The following is a 24,293-nucleotide window of genomic DNA, read 5'->3' as shown; positions in this document are numbered from 1 at the left end:
ATGAAAGTGAGATCCATGGTCCACGCTTCGCGAAACGTAACGCTCGTCATCCTCGCGGTCGCGGCGGCGTTCACGCTCGGGTGCGGGCCGCAGGCGCCGGAGGGTCCGGCGATCACGGCCGTTTCCTGGGGAGGCTCCTACGGTCGGGCGTATCGCGGAGCCATCCAGGTCCCGTTCATGGATGAGACCGGGATTCGGGTCGACATGGAGGACTACAACGGCGGCCTCGCCCAGATACGGGCGCAGGTCGACGTCGGAGCGGTCCACTGGGATGTCGTCGATCTCGAGATGGCCGATGCGATGCGAGGTTGCGACGAGGGCCTGCTGGAGACGATCGACCTCGACATGCTGCCGCCCGCCCCCGACGGGACGCCCGCGAGGGACGACTTCTATCCGGAGATGCAGGGCCCGTGCGGGGCCGGCATGCTGTTCTATTCCACCGTCTACGCGTACAACGCCGACCTCTTCCCGGATGAGAAGCCGGCGACCATGGCGGATTTCTTCGATCTGGAGAGGTTCCCCGGGCGCCGCGGCATGCGTCGCGTGCCGCAGGTGAACCTCGAGTTCGCGCTCATCGCGGACGGTGTGCCGCTCGACGAGGTGTACGCCGTTCTGCGCACTCCGGAAGGGCTGGACCGGGCCTTCGACAAGCTGGATACGATCGCGGACCAGGTCATCTGGTGGGAGGCGGGCGCCCAGCCGCCCCAGATGCTCGCGGACGGCGAAGTCGTGATGAGTACCGCCTACAACGGCCGCATCTTCAATGCACAGGTGCTCGAGGAGCAGCCGTTCGTCATCGTGTGGGACGGCCAACTGCTCGACTACGGTCAGTTGAGCATCGTGGCGGGGACGCCGAGGCTGGAAGACGCGCTCCGCTTCCTCCGTTTCGCGACGACGGGAGAATCGCTGGCCGCCGTCGCCCGCCGGATCTCCTACGGTCCGGCCCGCCGGTCGGGAGAACCGCTCGTCACCACGCACCTGGCGACCGGCGTCGAAATGGCGCCCCATATGCCCACAAGCGCCGAGAACGCCGCGCGCGCCCTGCGGAACGACTGGGAATTCTGGGTGGACAATCAGGACGAGCTGAACGAGCGCTTCAGCGCCTGGCTGACCCGTGCGAACTGACCTGCTTGCGCGTGCCGTGACGCGCGCGTCCGTATGCGCCGCCGCTCTGGTCGCGTGTCTCGCCGGACAGGCGGCCGCCCAGTCGATCACCGCCGTCTCCTACGGTGGCTCGTACCAGAAGGCGAGCACGGAGGCGTGGTTCGAACCGTTCACCGCCGCCACCGGGATCCGGGTGGAAGTCGAGGACTTCACCGGCGCTCTGGCGCAGATCCGCGCCCAGGTGGAAGTGGGCAACATCCACTGGGACGTCGTGGATCTCAACACGTCGGACGTCATGCTCGCCTGCGACGAGGGGCTGCTGGAGTATATCGATGCGGAGATGCTGCCCCCCGGCGCGGACGGGACGCCGGCGGCGGAGGACTTCGTGTCCGGGACGCTTTCCGACTGTGGGGCCGGGGTCGTCGTCTGGTCCACGATCTACGCCTTCGATGCGAGCCGTTTCCAGGGCGCAAGACCGGAGACGGTTGCCGATTTCTTCGATCTCGAGCGGTTCCCCGGGCGCCGCGGGATGCGCCGTGTTCCCATGTACAACCTCGAAGTCGCCCTCATGGCGGACGGCGTGCCGGCGGAGGAAGTGTACGCCCTGCTCGACACGCCGGAGGGCCTGGAGCGGGCGTTCCGCAAGCTCGACACGATCAAGGATCACGTCGTGTGGTGGGAGGCGGGCGCCCAACCGCCTCAGATGCTGGCCGACGGCGAGGTCGTGATGAGCACGGCCTACAACGGACGCATCTTCAACGCCCAGGTGCTGGAGGACCAGCCGTTCGAGATCGTGTGGGACGGGCAACTCCTGGACATCAACCAACTGGCCATCGTCGCCGGCACGCCGCGGCTGGAGGCGGCGATGCGCCTCGTCACCTTCGCCAGTACCGCCGAGGCGCTCGCGGCGCTCGGCCGCCGAATCTCGTACGGCCCCGCCCGGGCCTCGGCCGCGCCGTTGATCACGACCCACCTGGAGACGGGTGTGGAGATGGGGCCGCACCTGCCCACGCATCCCTCCAACATGACCGGAGCGCTCTGGAGGGACTGGGCCTGGTGGGTGGACCACCAGGATGAGCTGAACGAGCGTTTCAGCGCCTGGCTGGCGCGCTGACGGGATGAGGGCACGCCGGCGACGCGGGGTCGCGGGGGTCGGACCGGGATACCGCGACCGGCTTCGGGCGCTGGGGCTCGTCTTGCCTCTCCTCATCTTCCTGGGCGTCACGTTCCTCGCGCCGCTGGGGACGATGCTGTTGCGGAGCGTCTACGATCCGGTCGTGGCGGACGCCCTGCCCGCGACGCTCACGGCCCTCCGCGGGTGGGACGGCGAAGGGCTCCCCCCGGAGGCGGCGTATGAGGCGGCGGCACGGGAAATCGGGGCGGCACGAGAGGCGAGGACGCTGGGGCAGGTGGCCAGCCGGGCCAACCGGCTCCAGAGCGGGCTGCGGGGCGTGTTCACGCGGACGGGCCGGGACCTTCGGGAGGTGACCGAGGGTCCGTGGCGCGAAGCCATGGCCGCCATCGATTCCGCCTGGGTCGACCCGGGAACCTGGCACGCGGTCCGCGCGGCCGGCGAGCGCTTCACGGCCCGCCACTACCTGAACGCGCTGGACATGCAGCGGCTGGCGGACGGTTCCGTCGCGCGGCAGCCCGAGGAGCGGCGCATCTACCTGCCGCTCCTGTGGCGCACGCTGCTCGTGAGCCTCGCGATCACCGTCTTCTGCCTCGTCCTCGGCTATCCGATCGCACACCTCATCGCGCACGCGCGGCCGCGCCGGGCCGGCCTTCTCCTCGCTCTCGTGCTCGTCCCCTTCTGGACCTCGCTCCTGGTGCGGACCACCTCGTGGATCGTCCTGCTCCAGACACAGGGGGTGATCAACGACCTGCTGGTGGCGATCGGCCTCATTGGGGACGACGGCCGGCTCTCGATGGTCTACAACATGACCGGCACGCTCGTCGCCATGACGCACGTTCTGCTGCCGTTCATGGTGCTGCCCCTGTACTCGGTCATGCGGTCCATTCCGCCCCTGCACATGCGGGCCGCCGCCTCGATGGGCGCCACGCCCGCGCAGGCGTTTCGCCGCGTCTACTGGCCGCAGACGCTGCCGGGCGTGGGGGCGGGCTCGCTCCTCGTCTTCATCCTCGCGATCGGCTACTACATCACGCCGGCGCTCGTCGGCGGGAGCAGCGGCCAGCTGATCTCGAACATGGTCGCCTACCACATGCAGACGTCGCTCAACTGGGGACTCGCGGCGGCGCTCGGCGCGCTTCTGCTGGTGGGCGTGCTCGTCCTCTACCTGCTCTACGACCGGCTGGTGGGCGTAGAGCGCATGAGCCTGGGCTCATGACCGGGGCCCGCGTCGGCCGCGTCGGCTACCTCGCCTTCTGCACCTGCGTCTTCATCTTTCTCGTGGCGCCGATCATCGTGATCGTGCCACTCAGCTTCAACGCGGAACCCTACTTCACCTTCACCGAGGGCATGCTCCGCTTCGATCCCGAGGCGTGGTCGCTGCGCTGGTACCGCGAGATCGTCGAGAACGAGGCGTGGACACGCGGTCTCGTGAACAGCCTGGTCATCGGCGTCTCCGCCACCCTGCTCGCGACGGCGCTCGGGACGCTGGCCGCGCTCGGGCTGTCGAGCCCCGCCATGCCGGCACGCCGCTTCATCACCGGCCTCCTGATCTCGCCCATGGTGACGCCGGTCATCATCTCGGCGGCGGGGATGTTCTTCTTCTACACGAACCTCGGACTGGCCCAGACGCACCTGGGGCTGATCCTGGCCCACGCGACGCTGGGCCTGCCCTTCGTCGTGATCACCGTGGTCGCCACGCTGTCGGCCTTCGACCGCAACCTGACGAGGGCCGCGGCCAGTCTCGGCGCGGGGCCGGTGCGCATCTTCCGGACGGTGCAATTGCCGCTCATCGCGCCCGGCGTGATCTCCGGGGCTCTGTTCGCCTTCGCCACGTCGTTCGACGAGGTCGTCGTCGTCCTCTTCATGGGCGGACTGGAACAGAGGACGATCCCGCGGCAGATGTGGGCGGGCATCCGCGAACAGATCAGCCCGGCGATCCTCGCCGTGGCCACCTTCCTCGTCGTGTTTGCCCTCGCGCTGCTGCTGACCGTCGAATGGCTCCGCCGCCGGTCGTCCGCCTGAATCTCCGCGCCGTCAGTTGCCCTCGAGCGAGAGGTTCACGAGTTCGCGGAAGCGCTCCAGGCGGGTGCCGCGGTTGTCGCCGCGCGGCGTCTGCGTGAACACGAGACCGATGATCTCGCGGTCGGGGTCGAGCCACGCGTTCGTGCCGTCCGAGCCTCCGTGGCCGAACGTGCCGTCGGCGAGCCGCCAGCCGTATCCGTAGTAGCTCGCCTCGTCCCCCTCGCCGGCGATGTGGATCTTCGGCGAGGTCATGAGTTCGACGGATTCCGGCGTCAGGATCCGGGCGCCGTCATAGGTGCCGCCGTTCAGGAAGGTCTGGCCGAAGACCGCGTAGTCCCACGCCGACGAGATCATCCCGCCCGAGGCGCGCGCGAACGGGAAGGCCACCGGACCTCCCGGCGTGCCGCCCGGCATCCAGTCGCCGTCGGGGCCGCGCTGGTAGTAGACGGCGCCCATGCGGTCGACCTTCCCGCCGACGGGGTGCTCGGCGTGGTGATTGTAGCTGTCCGCCATCCCGAGCGGTCCGTACACCGTCTCCATGAGCCGGTCCTCCAGCAACTGGCCGGAGGCGATCTCGACCAGCGCGCCGAGCGTGTTGTAGCCCGGATTGTTGTAGGAGTACGTCTCGCCCGGCGTCACCTCGGCGCCGATCGCGCCGAAGCGGGCCGACTCGCTCCGCAGCGTCGGGTTCTCGCCCAGCGGCTGCAGGAAGAGCGTGGGGATCCGGAGCCCGCTGCTGTGGGACAGCAGGTGTCCGACCGTGATGAACCCCGCGCGGTAGTTGTCCCACTCGGGGATGTACTCCCGCACGAGGTCGTCGTAGGAGAGCTTGCCCTCTTCGACGAGTTGCGCGACCGCCGTGGCTACGACGGGCTTCGTGTTGGAGGCCATGCGGAACATCGAATTCCGCTCCATCGGCAGCCCGCGCTCCTTGTCGCGCATGCCGACCGCCTCGTGGAGGACGATCTTCCCCTTGCGGGCGACCAGCAGGACGGCGCCCACGATGTCTCCCCGCTCGACCGCCTCGTGGTACAGGCCGAGGGCGCCCTCGAGGACGGCGCGGGACATGCCGACCTCCTCCGGTTCGCCGTAGGAGAGCGTGCGCGCCTCCTGCGCCGCCAGCGCCGGAGCGAACCGCGTCGCGCCCGCGAGGATCGTCGAGGGCAGGATGATCGCCAGGAAGAGCCACCGAGCGGCAGGGATGCCGCGAACTCGCCGCGAAACCTTCATCGGTCCTCCGGAAGCAGAAGAAAACGGGCCGAAAGCGGAACCCGCCTGCTGGACGCTAACGCGGCGTACGAGCGTGAACCAGATCGCGACCGAACTTGCCCCTCCGAGCCGCATACGGGCATCTAGTGTCGTGTCCCGGAAACCCGCGAGCTGCCGAGAGTGCGGAGGCGCGGCGGAACCACGGGCGATTCCCGAAAGCGGAGGGGTTGCAGACCATCATCGTCTATCTGAACGGAGACTACCTCCCCGTCGGCGAGGCGCGGGTCTCGGTGAACGACCGGGGCTTCCTGTTCGCGGACGCGGTCTACGAGGCGATCCCGGCGTACGCGGGCCGCTGCTTCCTGCTCGAACGCCACCTGGCCCGGCTCGCATGGGGCCTGCGAACGCTCCGGATCGAGGCGGACGTGGCTCCCCTCGCCGGCGTCGGTGACGAACTCATCGCGCGGAACGACCTCGGCGCGGCCGAGTTCTCCGTCTTCTACATGCAGGTCACGCGCGGCGCCGCCCCCCGCACGCACGCGTTCCCGAAGGAGGCGGTCCCGCCCACCGTCTACGCCTTCGCGAAGGCACTCGTCCGCACGACGCCGGAGCGCTGGGAGCGCGGCTTCGGCGCCATCACGCTGCCCGACCAGCGCTGGGCCCGCGCGGACATCAAGACGACCGGCCTCCTGCCCAACGTCCTCGCGCAGCAGGCCGCGGTGGAGGCGGAGGTCGAGGACGCGATCTTCATCCGCGAAGGAATGGTGCAGGAGGGGACGCACAACAATGTGTTCGCGGTGCTCGGCGGAGAGGTGACGACGGCCCCGGCCACGAACCACATCCTGCACGGCGTCACCCGCGCCTTCACGCTCGAACTCTGCGCGGGGCTGGGCATCCCCGCCCGGGAACGCGCCTTCACGGCGGACGAACTCCGGGGCGCGGACGAGATCTTCTTCACGGGGACGACGACCGAGGTGCGGCCGACCGTCGAACTGGACCGCCGGCCCGTGGGACGCGGACGCCCGGGCGAGATCACCCGGGCGCTGTCGGAGGCCTACCGGCGAGCCGTGGCCCCCGAAGGCTAGCAGCCCGCAGCAGGGGTCTTGCCGCGGGCTGCCAAGCGGCTACTGGCGCGTGGCGACCGGCTCCATTCGGAGGATCGCGGTCGTCCCGCCCCCCCGGCCGTCGATCGCGATGTAGATCAGCCCGTCCGGCCCCTGCCGGACATCGCGGATGCGCCCGAAGCCCTGCACGAGCGTCTCTTCGCGAACGACCTCCTGCCCGTCGAGCGTGAGGCGCGCCAACTGCTCCCCGGCCAACCCGCCCGCGAGCAGGTTCCCCTTCCAGTGCGGGAAGCGGTCGCCCGTGTAGAAGAGAAGTCCGGAAACGGCGATCGACGGCACCCAGAAGTGCTCCGGAGGCTCCATGCCCTCCTTGTGCGTCCCCTCGTGGATCGCGCTGCCCGAGCGGTAGTTCACCCCGTAGCCGACGACGGGCCAGCCGTAGTTGAGCCCCGGCTCGATGAGGTTGAGTTCATCCCCGCCCTGCGGGCCGTGCTCCGTCGCCCACAGCTCGCCGGTTTCGAGGTTGATGGCCATCCCCTGCTGGTTGCGGTGTCCGTAGCTCCAGATCTCGGGGCGTACGTTCGGGTCGCCGATGAACGGGTTGTCCTCCGGGATCGTGCCGTCCTCGTAGACCCGGTTCACGGTGCCGTGATGGTTCGAGAGATCCTGCGCGGGGTGCGCGGAGAGATCGCCCCGCGTCGGAGCCTGCCGCTCGCCGACGGTGATGAACAGGTGTCCCTGCCCGTCGAACACGAGGCGTGACCCGTAGTGACCTCGGCCCTCGGACACCGCCACGAAGACCTCCTCGATGTCGGTGAGCGCGCCGCTCTCATACCGCCCGCGGATGACCGCGGTCGTCCCGCGCTCCGTCTCGTTCGGCTGCGAGAAACTCAGGTAGAGGAGCCGGTTGCTCTCGAAGTCGGGGTGCGGCACGACGTCGAGGAGTCCGCCCTGTCCGTCCGAGATCACGGCCGGCACGCCGCTGACCGGTTCGGGCAGGAGCATCCCGTCGCGCACAACGCGCAGCGTGCCCGCCTTTTCGGTCACGAGCATCTCGCCGTCCGGCAGAAACGCGATCGACCAGGGCTGCGCCAGCCCCTCGACGACCGGAACGAGCCTGTAGTCGTGGTACGCCGACTGAATGACCTCCTGGCTCAGCGCCGGAGTCGCGGTCGACAGAAGAAGCCCGGCGGCGAAGATCGCCAGTGGGGTCCGCTTGATCATCTCATCTCCAGGGAAAATCATGTCGTTCATCTCGTGGCTCATGCGTGGGTGAAGCCCGAAAAAAATGCTGCGGGCGCCCCCGGAACAGCAAGGCCGACGATCGACCCGGCGGGCGGACGCGACACCGGAGGGAAGGGGAGAGGAATGCGGAGAATCGCCATCATCGGCGGAGGCGTCTCGGGCCTCGGGGCCGCATGGGCGCTGCATCACGATTCGGACCGGTTCGATTTCCGCCTGTTCGAGGCCCGTGAGCAGCTGGGCGGGAACGCCGTGACCGTCGACATGCCCCAGGAGGATGGGGGGTCGATCCCGTTCGACATTTCCGTCACCGCCTGCATCCCTTCCGTATACCAGCACTTCGTGGTGTTGCTGAAGCAGTTCGGCATCGACCTGATCGACACGAGGTTCAGCTACAGCGTGAAGTACCGCGGAGGGACCTACGCCCACGACTTCGATTCCGACATCCGGGAACAGCTGCAGCTCGAGATCCGGAAGTTCCAGCGCATCCTGCGGCTCCTGCACCGGTTCGGCCGGCTGACCCATTCGCGGTCGAAGTTCGTGAACAGCCTCAACCCGTTCAACTACATCAGCATGGGGACGGTCCTCAACGTCGCCGGTTTCTCCGGGGACTTCAGGTACAAGGTGCTGAAGCCGATGTTCGTCAACTTCCTGATGGCGACGAACGTCTTCGACATGCCCGCCTCCCTCTTCTCCAGGTACCTGGAGTTCTTCGACATCGAAGCCGCGACGACCATGCAGACCTGGGACCAGGGAACGCGCCGGATCTACGAGCACCTGTCGGCCGGTTTCCGGGAGAAGATCTACCTCAACCGGCCCGTCCGGAGGGTGGTTCGAGGGCCATCCCGGGTCGTGGTCGAGGACGAGGACGGCGGGGAGGAGACGTTCGACGCGGTGATCTTCGCCTGCAACGCGAACCAGACGCTGATGATGCTCGACGAGCCGACGTTTCTGGAGCGCTACATCCTCTCATCGGTCCGCTACGAGAGCGAACTCCACAACCACACCGTCGTGCATTCGGACGCCTCGGTCCTGCCGGACGACGAGGTGAAGGCGCTGGAAACGCGGAGCAACCATATCGAGCAGTACGGCGCCCGGCCCGACAACTACGAGATCACCTACATCATGCACAACCAGCAGCCGTGGGCGAAGCGCTCGGACAAGCCCTGCCTGGTGACGTACAACCCGATCAGCGAGATCGACGCCGAGAAGGTGATCGAGCGGCGGTGGTTCCAGCACATCGTACACGACGTGCGCCATGTCGCGTGGCTCGTCCCCCTCTTCCGCTTCATTCAGGGGAGGAAAGGGAGTTGGCACTGCGGCGCCCACACGCTGATCAACAGCCAGGAAACGGCCTTCGTCACCGGACTCGCGGCCGCGAGACAGATCGGCGCGGACTACCCCTTCGAGGATGCCGAAGCGAGGAAGATGTTCAACTACTACGGCCGCATCCTGTACGGCTGGCGCTTCAGAAAAGCCTGAGGGGTCAGTTGCCGTCGTTCTCCGCCTGGCGCCGGGCGATCCGCTCCAGCTTCGGCCCGATGGAGGTCATCACCGCCGCGAACAGCACCACGACCCAGCCCGCCGAGAGGATCAGGTGGAGGCCGACGAGCGCGCGGGCGCCCACGGAAACCGGGGCCACGGTCGCGAAGTCCTGACCGAGGGCGGCGAAGAACGAGAAGAACAGCCAGTCGACGATCCCGGCGCCGGCGTCGGCGAACGCCCCCGGGCTGAAGTGTTCCAGCGTGCCGTAGAACCCGGCGAACAGGACGATGATCGTCACGTAGCCGATCGCGAAACCGCCGATCGGGACCCACATGACGCGCAGGTAGTCGGAGAGGCCGCGGTACACGCGAAACCGCGGCCGGAACCAGATGATCGCCGCGCGCCCGGCGATGAAGAAGACCGCCGTCACGGCCAGTTCGAGGAGCAGCAGGGGGCCCGCGATCCCGAGGCCGCGGCCGATGCCCAGCCCGGGGTCCTCCTGCATCAGCGCGAACACGATCGCGCCGCCCGCGTACCCCACCGTTGGCACCGTGGCGAGCAACAGCAGCGCCGGAGGTCGCGGGTCGCGCCATCCCGCGGCGCGATGGCTGAGGAGGCCGGCGGAGAGCGCCACGTAGGGCACGAACAGGAAGATGTCCACGAAGAGCGACGGTTCCGACAGCGTATAGATGGCGGGCAGGAGTCCCAGGGCGAGGAGAACGGATACGAACAGCGTCTCCCTGAACGCGTCCCGATACCCCGAGAAGGAGGTGCCGCCGACCCCGTCCAGCAGGTCTTCGCCGTGGATCAGGCCGACGCCCAGGGCGAGCACCGGCGACATGGCGATCGCTCCGCTGGTGACGGCCACCGTGGAGGCAAACACGGCGCCGATCCCCACCAGCGAGCCGACGAGGATGCCGGTCCAGGGCCGCGGTCCCCGGTTCCCGCTGAGGCCGACCGCGGCGCCGATCGCGAGGCCGCACCCGGCTCCGACCGCGACGCCTGCGTTGTTGCCCGCCGTCGCGTAGCCGAAGGGCACGACGATGACCGCGACCGCTGCCGCAATCCGGACTGCCAGCAAAACCACGCTAGCTGGGCCAGAAAATGGGGATGAGGAGGCTGGCCGTGATGAGCAGGACGAGGTTCAGCAGGCCGCCCACCTTCACGAAGTCCGAAAAGCGATACCCGCCCGGGCCGTAGATCATGACGTTGGTCTGATAGCCGAAGGGCGTGACGAACGAGGCCGATGCGCCGAACATCACGGCGATGAGGAGCGCGTACGGGTTCACGCCGGCCTGCGTGGCCGCGAGGATCGCGACCGGAGTCAGCATCACGGCCGTCGCCGCGTTGGACACGATGGCCGTCATGAGGACGGTCACCAGGTAGAAGGCCGCGACGAGTCCGGACGCTCCCAGCGGCGCCGTCGCCGCCACCACCCCGCGCGCGAGCAACTCCGCCGCCCCGGTGGTCTCGAGGGCCACGCCGAGCGGGATGAGGCCGGCCAGCACGAAGAGGACCATCCACTCCATCTCCGCGTAGATCTCCTCGACGCGCACGCAGCGCGTGAACACCATGAGGCCGACGCCCGAGAGCGCGGCGGTCATGATGTCGAGCACGCCGAGGCTCGCGCTGAGCACGACGCCGACCATGATCGCCGCGGCCACGCCGGCCCGCGGTCTGCGCCCGGTCTGCGCCTTCACTTCTCCCACGGGGACGAACCCGGGATCTTCGACGAGGCGTCCGAGCGCGTTCGCCGTCCCGTGGACCAGGAGCAGGTCGCCGACGCGGAACGAGACCTCCGCCAGCCGCTCCGTCACGGTGACGCCGTGATGCTGGATCGCGAGCACGGCCGCATCGTAGCGCTGCGCGAAGTTCAGATCGCGCAGCGTCCGGCTTACGAGACTCGATCCGGGCGCCACGAGGACTTCGACCAGCCGTCCGCTGCCGCCGGCCAGGTCGAGTCCCTGTTCCTTCCGCTCCCGCGGGGTCTCAAGTCGCTGCCGGCGGGCGAGTTCGAGAAGGCGTTCCGCGGATCCCTGCACGTAGAGGACATCGCCCGGCCGTATGTGGCGGTCTCCGTGCGGCGCGGTGATCTCCTGTTCCCCCCGTTCGATGTCCAGCACGGTGACGCCGTACCGTTCGCCCCACTTGAGTTCGGCCAGCGAGCGGCCGTTGGCCGGCGAGTCCTCCGGGACGTGCAGTTCCGTGACGAAGCGGCGGATGTCGTACTTGCTGGACAGATCCGGCGCCCGGACGCGGCGCGGCAGGAGCACCCGGCCGGCGGTGAAGAGGTACAGCAGACCCACGGCGAGACAGATCAGGCCGAGCGGGGTGATCGAGAACATGTGAAGTTCGTCGAACCCGCGCCTCATCGCTTCGCCGTGCACGACCAGGTTGGTGGAGGTCCCCATCAGCGTGACGGTGCCCCCGAGAATCGAGACGAAGGAGAGGGGCATGAGATACCGGGAGGCCGGCTCCTCGGCCTGGTCGGCGAGCGCGACGAAGACGGGCAGGAACACCATCACGACGGCGGTGGTCATGAGAAAGGGGGAGAGGAGCGCGCAGACGAGGCAGAGCGCGAACATGCGGGAGTACTTGCCGCCGAGGGGAGCGGTGCGCGCCCAGGCCCCGATGGCGGACACGAGACCGGTCTTGCGGAGCCCCAGGCCGAGCACGAGCATCGAGCCGACGGTCACGGTCGCGCGGCTCGACAGGCCCGATACGGCTTCGGCCGGCGTCAGAATGCCGCTCAGGAGGAGGACCACCGGGACCGACATGGCGACCTGGTCCAGCCGCAGCCGGTCCATGGCGAACAGGACGAGAGCGGCCAGGGTCAGCACCAGCACGAATACGATTTCGAACGTCATGTGAGGATGTTCGTCCCCCATACGTCCCGGCACCAGTCCGGCCGGCCGATGCGATCATCGTTGCGACAACGGCAGGGAGCCACATAGCCGCCATGGCCACACTCAAGCGCGAACTGGGGCTGTTCGACGTGTACGCGATCGCGACCGGCGCGACGCTGAGTTCGGGCTTCTTCCTGCTGCCCGGGCTCGCCGCCGCGCAGGCCGGCGGCGCCATCCCCGTCGCGTACCTGCTGGCGGGCCTCCTGCTCCTGCCCGGCATCCTCAGCATGGCGGAGTTGTCGACCGCCATGCCGCGCGCCGGCGGCATCTACTACTTCCTGGACCGCAGCATGGGCCAGCGGGTGGGGGCGATCGGCGGTTTCGGCACCTGGACGACGCTGACGCTCAAGTCCGCTTTCGCGCTCGTGGGCCTCGGCGCCTACCTGCAGGTCTACTTCCCGGAGGCTCCCGCCGGTCCCATCGCCTTCGCTTTCGCGCTGGGCTTCGCCGCGGTGAACCTCTTCGGCGCCAAGAAGACCAGTTCCATCCAGATGGTTCTGACCGTGGTCCTCCTGGCCATGCTGGGCTGGCTCATCGGGGCCGGCGTGACGGCCGTGGACCCCGATGCCTTCGCCGGGGCGTTCGACCTGGGGGCCTCGCCGTTCTTCTCCACCGTGGGGCTGGTGATCGTCTCCTACATGGGGCTTACCCATGTGGCCTCGGTCTCCGAAGAGGTGAAGAACCCGGACCGCAATCTGGCGCTGGGCATGCTGCTGGCCTTCGTCACGGTGCTGCTCGTCTACGTACTCGGCACCTGGGCGATGGTGGGGGCGGTCGGCGTGGAGGCGCTCTCCGCCGATGGCGGCAACCTGGCCCCGGCGGCGGCGATGGCGAGGGCCGTCGCGGGTCCCACGGGAGAGGCCGTCATGACCGTGGCCGCGATCCTGGCCTTCACGTCGGTCGGCAACGCCGGGGTCCTGTCCGCGAGCCGCTACCCGCTGGCCATGAGCCGCGACCACGTGCTGCCGGCGGCCATGCGCCGGATCAGCCGCTGGGGCACGCCGTGGGTCGCGATCCTCGCGACGGCGGGACTGATCGTCCTGTGGCTGGTGCTGTTCGACCCATCGGGCATCGCGAAGCTGGCAAGCGCCTTCCAGCTCATCATGTTCGCGCTCGCGTGCCTGGCGGTAATCGTCATGCGCGAAAGCGGCCTCGCGCCGTACGACCCGGGGTTCCGCGCTCCCTTCTATCCCTGGGTCCAGATCGTCGGCATCGTCATGCCGTTTCCGCTGATCGTCCAGATGGGATGGCTGGCGACGCTGTTCAGCGTCGCGTTCGTCGTGTTCGGCCTCCTCTGGTACCGCATCTACGCCCGGGACCACGTGCGCCGCGAGGGGGCGATCTACCACGTGTTCGAGCGGCTCGGCCAGCAGCGGAACGAGGGGCTGGAGCGCGAGTTGCGCGGCATCCTGAAGGAGAAGGGGCTGCGCGACGCGGACCCCTTCGAGGAACTCATCGCGTCTTCGGACGTGCTGGACTACGAGGGCGCGGTGCCCTTCTCGAAGCTGGTGGACCGCGCGTCGCAGGCGCTCTCGCAACAGTTGGGCGTGAGCGCCGCCCGCATCGAGCAGGGACTTCTCGAGGGCACGGGCACGGGCCTCACGCCGATGTCCCAGGGCGTCGTCCTGCCGCACCTGCACCTGGATTCGATCCCCGGACCGCGCATGGTCCTCGCCCGCGTTCAGGGCGGGATCGAGATCGATACGGGGGAGCCCGACGTACCGCCGGCCGAAGACGAACTCATCCAGGCCGCCTTTTTCCTCGCGAGCCCCGCGGCCGACCACGGCCGCCACCTGCGCATCCTGGCGCAGATCGCCGGTCGCGTGGACGACGAGAGCTTCCTGACCGAGTGGCTCGAGGCGGAGGACAACCTGGAGCTGCGCGAGGTCATGCTCCGCGATGAGCGCATGCTCGTCGTGGAGGTGCTGCCGGAGGGCGCCAGCAGCACGCTGGCGGGGATGACGATTCGGGAGATGGCGCTGCCGGAGACCACGCTCGCCGCGATGATCCGGCGGCGCGGACAGCTCATCGTACCCCACGACGACACCATCGTGGAGACGGCCGACCGCCTCACGATCCTCGGCTCGCCGCGCGACATCATCGACCTGCGGCACCTCTACGACGTGCATGCGACGACGGTGCCGCGCTGGTGGAGGCGCAGCGCGCGTCCACGCCCGGCGCCGTGAACGCGGTGGACCCGCCGTCGTCAGGAGTTACGGCAGTTTGAACGGAGGCCTCATCCCCGCAGGTGCTCGTTGAAGAACGCGATGGTCCGCTCCTGCGCGAGGCTGGCGGCTTCCTGGTCGTAGCGCGGGGTGGTGTCGTTGTGGAAGCCGTGGTTGGCTCCCTCGTAGACGTGGACCACGAAGGACTTTCCGTGCGCCTCCAGCGCCTCTTCGTAGGCCGGGTAGGCGGCGTTGATCCGCTCATCCAGGCCCGCGAGCTGGATCATCAGGGGCGCCTGTATCGAGGGCACGTCTTCCGCGGCCGCGGCCGACCCGTAGAACGGCACGCCAGCGCCCAGATCCGGAAGGCGGACCGCGAGCTGATTCACCACGCCGCCGCCGTAGCAGAACCCGACGGCCCCGACTCGCCCGGTGGTCGTCTCGTGGTCGCGGAGGAACCGGAACGCGGCCACCCAGTCCTCCATCATCGTGTCCCGGTCGAGCTGCCGCTGCATCACCCGGCCCTCGTCGTCATTGCCGGGATAGCCACCCAGGGGGGTAAGCGCGTCCGGCCCCAGCGCCACGAAGTCCGCGGCGGCGAACCTGCGGACCACGTCTTCGATGTAAGGGTTCAAGCCGCGATTCTCGTGGATGACGAGGACCGCGGGCCTGGGCTCCGTCGCGTCGACGGGCACGGCCATGTAGCCGCGCATGGTCCCCGAGCCGTCCGGCGAAGGGTAGGTGACGTACTCCTGCCGGATTCGGGCATCGTCGGTCGCCACCTGCCGCGCCCACGCGTAGTTGGGACGAAGTGCCTCGAGGACCGCCACGGCGGCCGCGCTGCTGCCCAGCACCTTCCCGGCTCCCTTCAGGAAGTCCCGCCGTCGAATGAACCCATGCACGTAGCCATCGAAGAGGGCCAGCACCTCCTGGGGGAAGTCGCTCGCCTGCTTTCTCCTGGTCATTGGGAATCCTCCAAAGTTTGTGAGTCGGCGTCTTCGTCGGCGTGTCGCCGCGCGATCCGGGCGAGCTTCGGCTCGATGGACGTCATCACGGCCGCGAACAGCACGAGCGCCCAGCCCACCGAGAGGATCAGGTGGAAGCCGACCAGCATCCGGGCGCCGGCCGAGACGGGGACGATGGCCGCGTAATCCTGGGCGAGGGCGGTGAAGAAGGCAAAGGACACCCAGTCGGCCAGGCCCGCGCCGGCGTCGGCGAACGACCCCGGGCGGAAACGCTCGAGCGTTCCGTAGAAGCCCGCGAAGAGGAAGATGATCGTCAGGTATCCGAGCGCGAATCCGCCGATCGGGACCCACATGACCCGCAGGTAGGCCGCGAGCTGGCCGTATACCTGGAGGCGCGGCCGGAGCCAGGTGGCGGCGGCGCGCCCGATCAGAAACGCGGTCAGCGGCAGCACCGCAAGCGGGATGATCACGATGAGGGCAATCACGAGAATCTCGGCGATGCCCGATAATCCGACGTCCTCATATAGCACCCCGAACGCGAACAGGAGGCCCGTCAACACGGGCAACGCAACGGCGCCGAGGACCAGCAGCCGGGGAGGCCGGGCGTCTTCCCACCCTTCGCGGCGCCGGCTGATGAGGCCAATCAGGAGCGCTCCCCAGGGCACGCTCGCGAGCGGGAACGCCGCCACGACCGGCGCAATGGCAACGTCACCGGCGACGAGCGCGGGGATGAACCCCAGGGTCAGCAGGACAGCCACGAAGGACATTTCCCGGGTCACATCCCCGTACCCAGAGAGGGACGACCGGTCCAGCCCGCCGATCAAGCCGACTGCCAATGGGCCAAGGGGCGTAATGATGACGCCCCAGCCGACGCTCAGGGCGCCGGCCAGGAACGCCGTGACGACCCCCACGATCGAGCCGATCAGGATGCCGACCCACGGACCGCCGTTCGACTTCCCCCGCAGGCCAACGCCCACGCCGACGGCGACCGCACTCCCCGCTCCCAGCAGGACGTCCGTGTGGTTCCCCGTGATCGCATACCCGCACGTCGCGACGACGAGGGCGACAGCTGCCGCAATTCGGACCGCCAGCCAGATCAGACGGCTCACGACTCTTCCTCCGCATGGCGCCTGGCAATTCGGTCCAGCCTCGGACCCATGAATGACATCACCGCTGCGAACAGTACCACGATCCAACCCGCGGAGAGGATCAGGTGAAGGCCGACCAGCGCGCGCGCACTGTCCGAAACCGGGGCGATCGTCGCGTAGTCCTGGGCGAGGCCGGTGAAAAACGCGAAGAAGATCCACTCCTTGATGCCGACGGCGGCGTCGGCGAAGGCGCCGGGGCTGAAGCGCTCCAGCATACCGTAGAAGCCGGCGAACAGAACGATGATCATCAGGTAGCCGACCGCGAACCCGCCAATGGGCACCCACATGATGCGCAGGTATTCGGCAAGCCGGCCGTACACCCGGAGCCGTGGCTGCAACCACATCATTCCGACGCGCCCGAGCAGAAACGTAGCGGCGGTAACTGCAGCCAGCGCGAGCCCCTGTACGCCGACAAATAGGAGGATCGGAACGATGCGCGGGCTCACACGACCGTATCCCAACTGCTCGTCCACCAACAGCAAAAGCAGCGTGGCAAACAGGAGCACCGCACTCAGGACGAGGAGTCGGGGAGGACGGGTGTCCTGCCATCCCTGGCGGCGGTGGCTGAGGATGCCGGAAATCAGTGCGATCCAGGGCATGCACACGAACGGAGCCACCGCGAACATCACCGCGGCCGCCAACTCTCCCAACACGATCCGGGCGAGGAAGAACCCCAGGGCGAGCAGGGCAGACACGATGAACGTCTCGCGGCTCATGTCCCGATAACGGGAGAAGGAGGTCTCGCGGAGCCCATCGTGCATGCCGACCGCCAGGGCCAGGATGGGTGGGACAAGAACCAGGAACCCGTCCCACGGGGCCACGCCGGCGATCAACGCGGTGGAGATACCGACAATCGAACCGATCAGGATCCCCATCCACGGACCGGCCTGCGCGCCTCCCCGGAGGCCGATCCCTACGCCGATGGCGAGCCCGCAGCCCGCCCCCATCAGGACGTCCCGGTGGACCTCGGTGATTGCATAACCAAAAGGCACCACGACGAGCGCGACGGCGGCCACAACCCAGATCGCCCGCCAGATCAGGCGACTCACGGTTTCACCCGCTTCCGGGCTGCGCTTACCGTTCCGAGACTACGGTGGGGGCCTCCTCGGGCTCGAGGGTTTCGAGGACCTGGCGCCACTGGAACTTCTCGCCCATGCCGCGGACGTAGTAATCCATCCACGCCATCTCGCTCACGGCCTTCACGAGCCGGTTGCGCGGGTCGGGGATGCCGTGGCTGCGGCCGGGATACATGAACAGTTCCGTCGGCACGTCCAGCTTCTTGAGCGCCATGTGGAGTTCGACCGACTGCGGGCTCGGCACGCGCGGGTCGCCCTCCACCACGTGGATCATGGTCGGCGTCTTCGCGTTCATGATGTACTTGAGCGGGGACTGGTCGAAGTACGTGTCGAAGTCCTCGTACAGGAAGCCGTCGCCCACGTAGAACTGCCGGTTCCGCTGCACGTCGCTCTGCGCGTACATGCTGATCCAGTTCATCGTCCCGGCGCCCGAACTGATCGCCTTGAAGCGGTCCGTCTGGGTGAGGATCCAGTTGGACCAGTGGCCGCCCGCGCTCCAGCCGAGTGCGCCCATGCGGTCGCCGTCGACGATCCCCTCGGCGATCAGGTGGTCGACGCCCGTGATGATGTCCTCGTAGCCCATCGTGAAGTAGTCGCCGACGATGTCCGTGCGGTGCGCGTTCCCGTAGTTGCGGGAGCCGCGGTAGTTGGGCTTGAGCACGGCGTAGCCCGCGCCCGCGTACACCTGGGCGCTGTAGCCGCCGTTGAAGCGCAGGATGTCGGCCGACGCCGGGCCCCCGTGGATCGCGACGATGAGCGGATAGCGCGTCCCCGCCTCGTACCCGACGGGATAGACGAGCACGCCGCCGACCATCTTCCCGTCCGACGAACGCCAGTTGACCTCGACCTCGTCGCCGAAGGCCACCTCGCGCAGTTGCGGGTTCACATCCACCAGTTGCGTCCACTTCGAGCGGTCCGGGACATCGTCCACGCTCGCGACCGCGAACACCGTCGGGGGCGTCTTCGGGTCGCTGTAGCCGATGAGAAGCGTGCCCGTGTCGTCATCCCGTGACACCGAAAGCGCCGCCCGCTCGTCGGTGAGCTGCCGCACCGCCCCCGTCTCCACGTCGAGGGCGTGCAACTGCGTCGTCACCTTCACGCCGGCGTTGAAGTAGATCGTGTTCGAATCCTGGGACCAGAACCCGACGCTCGAACTCTGGTCGAAGTCCGCCCCCATCTTCCGGAAGGCGCCGCCGCGGTCGTCCACCTCGCGGATGTAGACGCGGTTCTCCGTCATCGAGTAGCGCTCCATCTCATCGGGCGCCGAGAAGGCGAGCCAGCGCCCGTCCGGGGAGAAGCTGAGCCCGCCCTCGCCGACCTCGTAGTTGTCCGTCAGGCGCTCGATCTCGCCCGTCGCCACTTCCATGAGATAGAGGTCCGCGTACAGCCGCTGCGCCGTGATGTTGCGCTCGTAGCGCTTCGTCGAGCCGCCGGTGATCCCGATCCAGCGTCCGTCATCGGAGATCGTGAAGCCGTTCACGCTGTAGGATGGATCGTCCGTCTCGCGGCTCTCGGTGGCGGTCTCGATCTCCACGCTCCACAGGCTCGAGAGCGGCGTGACCGCGTTCCGGACGTCGACCGTGAAGCCCTCGTCGCGCCGCTGCACCTCGTCCTCGTCGAACGAATCCGGGCGCGCGAAGTAGACGCGGCTTCCGTCGGGGGAGAAGTCCCACTGGTCGACGCCCGCCTCGCCGTCCGTGATCTGTTCGGGATCGGCCCCCGTGAGGTCGTCGGCCGGCAGCCGGTAGAGTTGCTCCCGGCCGTTCTCGCCGGAGCGGTAGACGAGCCAGCGCCCGTCGGGGCTGAACGCGAAGCCGGACACGCCCTCCGCCGCGTCGGTGATCTTCCGGGCCTCGCCCCCGTCGTGGCGCATCATGTAGAGCTGCGTGTCGTCCCCGTCCCGGTTGGAGGCGAAGAGGAAGAACGACCCGTCCGGAGCCCAGGTCGGGTTCGTCTCGTTCTTGTCTTCCGTGTAGGTGAGCCGGCGGTCCGACGGGACGCCCTCGCTCAGCGACACGAGGTGGATGTCCGTCTGGGACTCCGCCGCCTCCCAGTCCGGCGTCGTCACCGTGTAGAGCATCCACGCCCCGTCCGGGCTCGGCGTCATCGAACCGGCGCGTTTCATCTCCTGCACATCCATGAACGTGAACGGCCGCTCCTGCGCGGCGAGCGGAGCCTCGGGCGACAGCGCGAAGACGGCGACGGGAAGAACGAGAGCGACGGAGAGGGAACGCATCTGAACCTCGATACCAAGAGTGAACTGGACTCCTCCCATCATAAGACCTTCAACTTCCCGGAACGATAGACGCGGCAAGAGGCGCAGGTAAACGCTCTACCTTCTTCTCCCGTCTCACTTCTTGAAACCACGCGAGGGGGAAGGGACCGGGAGCGCCATGCTCTCCGACCGAGAGATCCTGGAACTGGTCGAAGGGGCCAGGCAGGGAGAGCGAGAGGCGCTCGAGAGGCTGGCGGGCGCCCTCCGTCCCCTGGTCTGCCGGTGGGCCCTGGTCATGACCGGCGATCCGGATGACGCCGAGGATGTCGCGCAGGTCGTCTTGATGAAGACGCTGAACTCGCTCGCGAGCTTCGGTGGTCGCGCTCGGGTGACGAGTTGGGTGTACCGGATCACGCGGAACGTCAGCCTGGATCGCCAGCGGGAGAAGCGGCAGGCGCAACGGTTGGCCGAGAAGGCGGAGTGGCTGGCCGAGTCGCAGGCGCCCGAGTTGGAGGATCCGCTGGATGAGATCGAGATGAAGCGGACGCTGCGCCTGATTCGGACTTTGGTGACGGAACTGCCCCTGACACAGCGGGAGGTCTTCGACCTGGTGGACCTGCAGGGGCTGAGACCCGCGGAGGCGGCGCGGCTGCTGGAGATGAACCCGAACACGCTGCGCGTACACCTGCTGCGCGCGCGGCGCAGGATGCGGAAAGAGATGTTGGCGCGACCCGCGGAGACGCGAACCGAGGGGAAACGATGACGGAACGGGACGCCGGAAGGCGTCAGGAGGCGGAGCGAATCGCCCGCGACGAACGGAACATGCACGCCGTCCTGTCGGCGATGGCCCACCGGGTAAGCAAGGGCCTGCCCGCCACGCCCCCGGAGCACGCCGCGGCCGTAGAACACGTCGAGCCCATGGGTCGGCGCCCCGCGTGGCGAAGGTGGACCGTGGGACCGCTCGCGGCGGCGGCGGTCGTGGCGGCCCTGCTCCTGTTGCCCAACGGCGCTATCGAGGAGGGCGGCGTCCCCCTCACGTCCCCCACGCGGAGCATGGTGAGCGACATGGACGTGGAGGCCGACCGGCCGTTCGTCGTCTTCCCCACGAACGACCCCGACATCGCCGTCGTATGGCTGCTCAACCCGGAGGAGAGCGACTGATGATCGAGTACGTGAAACGAAGCATCCGATACGCCCTGATCGCGTCGTTGGCCTTCGGCCTCCATCCGAGCGTCGCGAGCGCGCAGGAGCGCGAGGATGCCGTGGAGACCGTGCAGAACGTGCAGCTCGTCTTCCACCTGGTCGAGGCGGACGGATTCACCAATGAAGACCCCGAGATCAGCGACGTCGTGAGCGAACTCCGGAAGCTGTTCAACTTCCGGGGATACCGGCTCCTGTCGACTTCAGTGTTGAACATCGGCCTGGCGCGGACCTCAAACGTCATGGTAGGCGGCACCGGGTCCCAGAGGATTGTCGCTGATGATTCGGAAACGCTGCTGGCGATCCACGCAGAAGTCAGTGCCCGCCGTTCCACGGGGAACGTCCGTGCCAAGGTGACCCTTGCCGAAAGGACTTCCGCCGACCCGACGTATCAGGCACGCGAAGGGAGGTTCGTCGTGATGGAGTTGCAGGGGCCCCTTCTCGAAGCCTCCGTCACGATCCGCGATGGCCAGAGGGTGGTGCTGGGATCGGCTCGCCGTTCCGCCGAGGACCCCGTGCTCATCCTGATCGTGACCCCGAGCCTCGATCCCTCGTGATGCGCGCTTCCCACAACCGATCACGGCAGCGCCCGGGCATGGCAACCAAGCGTCCACAGGAGCGGACTCCATGAGATGGCATCTGACCCTCACGGTCGTGTGCCTGTCGGTCCTCGCGGGTTGCGCCGACGCCCGCTCGCACGCCGAACTGATGGCCGACGCGGCGGCCGACATGGATGCGATCGAATTCGAGCGTGCCATGGCCCGCTACGACTCAGCCCGCGCCGCCGCACCCGACGACGCCGAGGCCCATCGGCAGTACGCCACGCTGGCCGGCTACTTCGATCTCAGAGCGGAGGCCGTGCTGGCGTGGGAGCGCGCGCTCGATCTGGATCCCGACGACTCCGCCGCCTGGGAGGCGTACGTCGCCGACCTGCGGTGGGCCGGCGTCTACGGGACGGATCGCAGGTACGCGGAGAAGATCCTGCGGATCGTCCCCGAGGCGCTCCGTCGCGCGCCGGACCGGCCCGTCATCTACGACGAAGCGCAGGACGCGGCGGAGGATCTCGGACAACTCGAGGCGTATGGAGCGATCCTCGCCGAGGTGCAGGCGATGCGGCCGGGCGACCAGATCCTCCGCCACGCGGTGGATGCGCTCCGTGTCGCGCGCGCCGAACAGGAGGAAGGGGACCGAGGCCTGGTCGTGCGGGATTCGATCGGCGCCGCCCTCGATGCGCTTGCGGCCGAGGCCGAAGGCGACCCGGCCGTCGCGGCGCCCGTTCTGTACCGGCTCGCGGCGGGGTACGACTCTCACATGCCGCAGCGGGAAGACGACGCGGACCGATGGCTGGAGCGACTCGAGGCGGCGCCCGACCGGGGCGTACTGGCCGACGACCTGCGGTATTGGGACCTGACCATCGATTTCGAGATGGCCGTGCGCGGATATGCGGACAGTACCGTCGACGTGTCGGCCCTCGCCGCCGAGGGGCTGAAGTCGAGGGATCTGGGGCGACGGAGCGCGTGGGTGATCCGGAATCTCACGGCGGTGAGGGAGCGTGCACTCGCTTCATTAGCCGGAGATGCGCCGAGCGGCAGGACCGTGACGGGCGCCGTGACCGTTGCGGCGGAGCCTCCCCATACGGGACTCGATCCGGATGTCGCCGAGCCGTTGTTCCATGCCGCAATGGACGTGGTGCGCTGGCAGTCGCGCGCTCAGTTCTCGGCGCTCCGCAGCCTGCTCTACTTCGGGATCGAGCCGCAGGCCGTGCTCGACGCGGCGATCGCGATCGAGGATGACCTGCGAGCACATTCTCCGGGATACCTGTACCCCGGCCTCCAGGGCGACGAGCGCGAGCGGTCGCGACGGAACGCGATCAACAGCGCCCGCATCCTCCAGGCCCGCGCGCTCACCCAACTCGGGGAGATCGAAGCGGCCGGCGAACGGTTCGTGGAGGTGGCGAACGAATCAAGGGGCACCCGGTCGCTGGGAGAATACGGCCGACACCTGCTGCGCACGGACCGGCCCGAAGAGGCCCTGGACGCCTTCGTGGAGGCGATGGCCTTCGGCGGATCCGGGCTCGAGCCCCTCGCCGAAGAAGCCGCCGCCGCGGCGGATCTCCCTCCCGAGACGGTCGACGAACGACTCGCGGCGCGCCGCCCCGCGGTCGAGGAGGAGATGGAGCGGCGCGAACTGGGCCGGCGCATCGGGCGAGAGGCGCCGGAATTCGCGATCGCGGACCAGAACGGGGTCGAGTGGCAACGGTCCGACCTCGAGGGGAAGATCGTCGTGCTCAAGTTCTGGGCCACGTGGTGCGGTCCCTGCATCGAGGAATTCCCGCACTTCGTCGAACTCCTCAAGACGTACGAAGACGACGAAGATGTCGTGTTCCTCACCGTTGCCACCGCGGGATCTCCCCGCGAAGAGGTCGCGAGGCAGATCGAGGAAGGCGGCTTCACCTTCCCGGTTCTCTTCGACGAGCAGGGCCTCGCGCTGGACTACGAGATCCTCGGCTACCCGACGACGTTCTACCTGGACCGGGCGGGATTCATCCAGTTCAAGCGCGAGGGCTTCTACGAGTCCGGCTACGAAGAGGGCGTCGCCCGCCGCATCGACACCCTCCGCACTGAGGCAGACGCGTCCGCTTCGCCCTGACTGCGGAGAACAGGCGCCCCCTGGCCTTGTGTTCAGCGAATGCAGATGACGCTGACGCCGTCAAGCTCCAGTTCGGCCCAGGCCCGGTCGGCGGTGAGTGCCGCGAGGCCGAGTTGGCGCGCGGTAGCCAGGCACGCCCTGTCGCCGAGACTCAAACCGAGCTGCCGGGTCGACTGCCGATACGCCCCGCTCAGCAGGGCTGCGGGTCTGTCGAACGGGAAGACTTCGATGCGGGAGTCTTCGAAGAAGCCCTCGACCTCCTCCTCGGTCCAACCTTCGCTGCCGAGCCTGGAGGCCACCTCGGCAGCGTTTACGGCCGATATCGCCGCGCCCCGCCGCACGACATCCCACACCCGGTTTGCACCTTTCTCTTTGAAGACAAGAGCCAGGAGCGCCGATGCGTCCAGCAGCGCCGCGGGGAGCCTCATTCCTCCGCGGCCTCTCTACGCCTCTCCGCGATGAACGCATCGACAACGCTACCGGTCGTCCGCTTCCTGCGCTTGGCAAGTTCCTGATAGCGACGGATGACCCCATCTGTCGTAGTGACCCTGAGCGTGTTCCCCTCGAGTCCAACCAGTAGCTGCTGCGGGCCGCTGATTCCGAGGGCCTTCCGGAATTTTCCGGGCACAACCAACCGGCCAGCGGCGTCGATCGCCACCAGCTCGCTCTGAACCGTATCACCGGCCGGGCTGTTCACCGCTTCAATCATGG

21 protein-coding genes are annotated in these 24,293 nt (G+C 68.2%); 11 read left to right on the top strand and 10 right to left on the bottom strand.

The window, feature by feature from the left end; all coding sequences use genetic code 11:
* The 4 genes from ACOGI9_RS10485 to ACOGI9_RS10470 are packed head-to-tail and all read left to right on the top strand — an operon-like array spanning position 1 to position 4,258.
* Positions 1 to 1,125 carry an ABC transporter substrate-binding protein gene (locus tag ACOGI9_RS10485; protein WP_419857079.1) on the top strand — a complete coding sequence of 375 codons (1,125 nt, stop codon included), beginning with the start codon at positions 1 to 3 and terminating at the stop codon, positions 1,123 to 1,125.
* Positions 1,126 to 1,141: 16 nt separating this feature from the next.
* Entirely contained in the window at positions 1,142 to 2,218 is a 1,077-nt protein-coding gene (locus ACOGI9_RS10480) for an ABC transporter substrate-binding protein (RefSeq protein WP_419857078.1), read from the top strand.
* Positions 2,219 to 2,222: 4 nt separating this feature from the next.
* The gene (locus ACOGI9_RS10475; RefSeq protein ID WP_419857077.1) at positions 2,223 to 3,452 is read left to right on the top strand and encodes an ABC transporter permease; all 1,230 of its coding nucleotides are present in this window, start codon (positions 2,223 to 2,225) and stop codon (positions 3,450 to 3,452) included.
* Positions 3,449 to 4,258, top strand: coding sequence for an ABC transporter permease (locus ACOGI9_RS10470; RefSeq protein WP_419857076.1), 810 nt, complete (start codon positions 3,449 to 3,451; stop codon positions 4,256 to 4,258). The genes ACOGI9_RS10475 and ACOGI9_RS10470 overlap by 4 nt, the downstream gene beginning before the upstream one ends.
* Before the next feature lie 12 nt (positions 4,259 to 4,270).
* Here the strand turns inward: ACOGI9_RS10470 and ACOGI9_RS10465 are convergent, their stop codons facing one another.
* A complete protein-coding gene (locus ACOGI9_RS10465) occupies positions 4,271 to 5,488 on the bottom strand; it encodes a serine hydrolase domain-containing protein (RefSeq protein ID WP_419857075.1) in 1,218 nt (405 codons plus the stop codon).
* A gap of 206 nt (positions 5,489 to 5,694) precedes the next feature.
* Here ACOGI9_RS10465 and ACOGI9_RS10460 point away from each other — a divergent pair, with 206 nt between their 5' ends.
* On the top strand, positions 5,695 to 6,552 hold the full coding sequence (locus tag ACOGI9_RS10460; RefSeq protein ID WP_419857074.1) for an aminotransferase class IV: 858 nt from the start codon (positions 5,695 to 5,697) through the stop codon (positions 6,550 to 6,552).
* Between the two features lie 39 nt (positions 6,553 to 6,591).
* On the opposite strand, the gene ACOGI9_RS10455 is transcribed toward ACOGI9_RS10460, so the two are convergent.
* Positions 6,592 to 7,785, bottom strand: coding sequence for a PQQ-dependent sugar dehydrogenase (locus ACOGI9_RS10455; protein WP_419857073.1), 1,194 nt, complete (start codon positions 7,783 to 7,785; stop codon positions 6,592 to 6,594).
* Positions 7,786 to 7,899: 114 nt separating this feature from the next.
* Between ACOGI9_RS10455 and ACOGI9_RS10450 the strand changes: the two genes are divergently transcribed.
* Positions 7,900 to 9,255: an FAD-dependent oxidoreductase gene (locus ACOGI9_RS10450; RefSeq protein ID WP_419857072.1), complete on the top strand. Its 1,356-nt coding sequence runs from the start codon at positions 7,900 to 7,902 to the stop codon at positions 9,253 to 9,255.
* A gap of 4 nt (positions 9,256 to 9,259) precedes the next feature.
* Here ACOGI9_RS10450 and ACOGI9_RS10445 read toward each other — a convergent pair whose 3' ends face one another.
* Both ACOGI9_RS10445 and ACOGI9_RS10440 read right to left on the bottom strand, forming a co-directional pair.
* Positions 9,260 to 10,297, bottom strand: coding sequence for a hypothetical protein (locus ACOGI9_RS10445; protein ID WP_419857071.1), 1,038 nt, complete (start codon positions 10,295 to 10,297; stop codon positions 9,260 to 9,262).
* A gap of 49 nt (positions 10,298 to 10,346) precedes the next feature.
* Positions 10,347 to 12,125: an SLC13 family permease gene (locus ACOGI9_RS10440; protein WP_419857070.1), complete on the bottom strand. Its 1,779-nt coding sequence runs from the start codon at positions 12,123 to 12,125 to the stop codon at positions 10,347 to 10,349.
* Between the two features lie 92 nt (positions 12,126 to 12,217).
* Here ACOGI9_RS10440 and ACOGI9_RS10435 point away from each other — a divergent pair, with 92 nt between their 5' ends.
* Complete coding sequence (locus tag ACOGI9_RS10435) at positions 12,218 to 14,350, top strand: amino acid permease (RefSeq protein ID WP_419857069.1); 2,133 nt, start codon at positions 12,218 to 12,220, stop codon at positions 14,348 to 14,350.
* 50 nt (positions 14,351 to 14,400) lie between these two features.
* Here ACOGI9_RS10435 and ACOGI9_RS10430 read toward each other — a convergent pair whose 3' ends face one another.
* From ACOGI9_RS10430 to ACOGI9_RS10415, 4 genes are read right to left on the bottom strand one after another with little or no spacing between them, the layout of a single operon-like run.
* Positions 14,401 to 15,294 (bottom strand): dienelactone hydrolase family protein, encoded by an 894-nt coding sequence (locus ACOGI9_RS10430; RefSeq protein ID WP_419857068.1) that lies wholly within the window; start codon positions 15,292 to 15,294, stop codon positions 14,401 to 14,403.
* On the bottom strand, positions 15,291 to 16,403 hold the full coding sequence (locus ACOGI9_RS10425; protein WP_419857067.1) for a hypothetical protein: 1,113 nt from the start codon (positions 16,401 to 16,403) through the stop codon (positions 15,291 to 15,293). The genes ACOGI9_RS10430 and ACOGI9_RS10425 overlap by 4 nt, the downstream gene beginning before the upstream one ends.
* Positions 16,400 to 17,491, bottom strand: a complete 1,092-nt coding sequence (locus tag ACOGI9_RS10420) for a hypothetical protein (protein ID WP_419857066.1) — start codon at positions 17,489 to 17,491, stop codon at positions 16,400 to 16,402. The genes ACOGI9_RS10425 and ACOGI9_RS10420 overlap by 4 nt, the downstream gene beginning before the upstream one ends.
* A gap of 25 nt (positions 17,492 to 17,516) precedes the next feature.
* On the bottom strand, positions 17,517 to 19,754 hold the full coding sequence (locus tag ACOGI9_RS10415) for a S9 family peptidase (protein ID WP_419857065.1): 2,238 nt from the start codon (positions 19,752 to 19,754) through the stop codon (positions 17,517 to 17,519).
* Positions 19,755 to 19,875: 121 nt separating this feature from the next.
* On the opposite strand from ACOGI9_RS10415, the gene ACOGI9_RS10410 reads away from it, so the two are divergent.
* From ACOGI9_RS10410 to ACOGI9_RS10395, 4 genes are all read left to right on the top strand, one after another.
* On the top strand, positions 19,876 to 20,496 hold the full coding sequence (locus ACOGI9_RS10410) for an RNA polymerase sigma factor (protein WP_419857064.1): 621 nt from the start codon (positions 19,876 to 19,878) through the stop codon (positions 20,494 to 20,496).
* Positions 20,493 to 20,894 carry a hypothetical protein gene (locus tag ACOGI9_RS10405; protein WP_419857063.1) on the top strand — a complete coding sequence of 134 codons (402 nt, stop codon included), beginning with the start codon at positions 20,493 to 20,495 and terminating at the stop codon, positions 20,892 to 20,894. Before ACOGI9_RS10410 ends, ACOGI9_RS10405 begins: the two co-directional genes overlap by 4 nt.
* A complete protein-coding gene (locus ACOGI9_RS10400) occupies positions 20,894 to 21,490 on the top strand; it encodes a hypothetical protein (protein WP_419857062.1) in 597 nt (198 codons plus the stop codon). Before ACOGI9_RS10405 ends, ACOGI9_RS10400 begins: the two co-directional genes overlap by 1 nt.
* A 70-nt stretch (positions 21,491 to 21,560) precedes the next feature.
* Positions 21,561 to 23,582 (top strand): redoxin domain-containing protein, encoded by a 2,022-nt coding sequence (locus ACOGI9_RS10395; protein WP_419857061.1) that lies wholly within the window; start codon positions 21,561 to 21,563, stop codon positions 23,580 to 23,582.
* A 32-nt stretch (positions 23,583 to 23,614) separates the two neighbouring features.
* On the opposite strand, the gene ACOGI9_RS10390 is transcribed toward ACOGI9_RS10395, so the two are convergent.
* Together ACOGI9_RS10390 and ACOGI9_RS10385 are read right to left on the bottom strand one after the other, a co-directional pair.
* A complete protein-coding gene (locus tag ACOGI9_RS10390; protein WP_310781115.1) occupies positions 23,615 to 24,010 on the bottom strand; it encodes a type II toxin-antitoxin system VapC family toxin in 396 nt (131 codons plus the stop codon).
* Positions 24,007 to 24,291, bottom strand: coding sequence for a hypothetical protein (locus ACOGI9_RS10385; protein WP_310781116.1), 285 nt, complete (start codon positions 24,289 to 24,291; stop codon positions 24,007 to 24,009). The genes ACOGI9_RS10390 and ACOGI9_RS10385 overlap by 4 nt, the downstream gene beginning before the upstream one ends.
* Positions 24,292 to 24,293: the final 2 nt, after the last annotated feature.

Origin of the sequence: Candidatus Palauibacter irciniicola, assembly GCF_965208695.1 — a bacterium.
Lineage (GTDB): Bacteria > Gemmatimonadota > Gemmatimonadetes > Palauibacterales > Palauibacteraceae > Palauibacter > Palauibacter irciniicola.
Note: the sequence above shows the minus strand (reverse complement) of the source record. Positions and strands in the feature narration are given on the sequence as shown.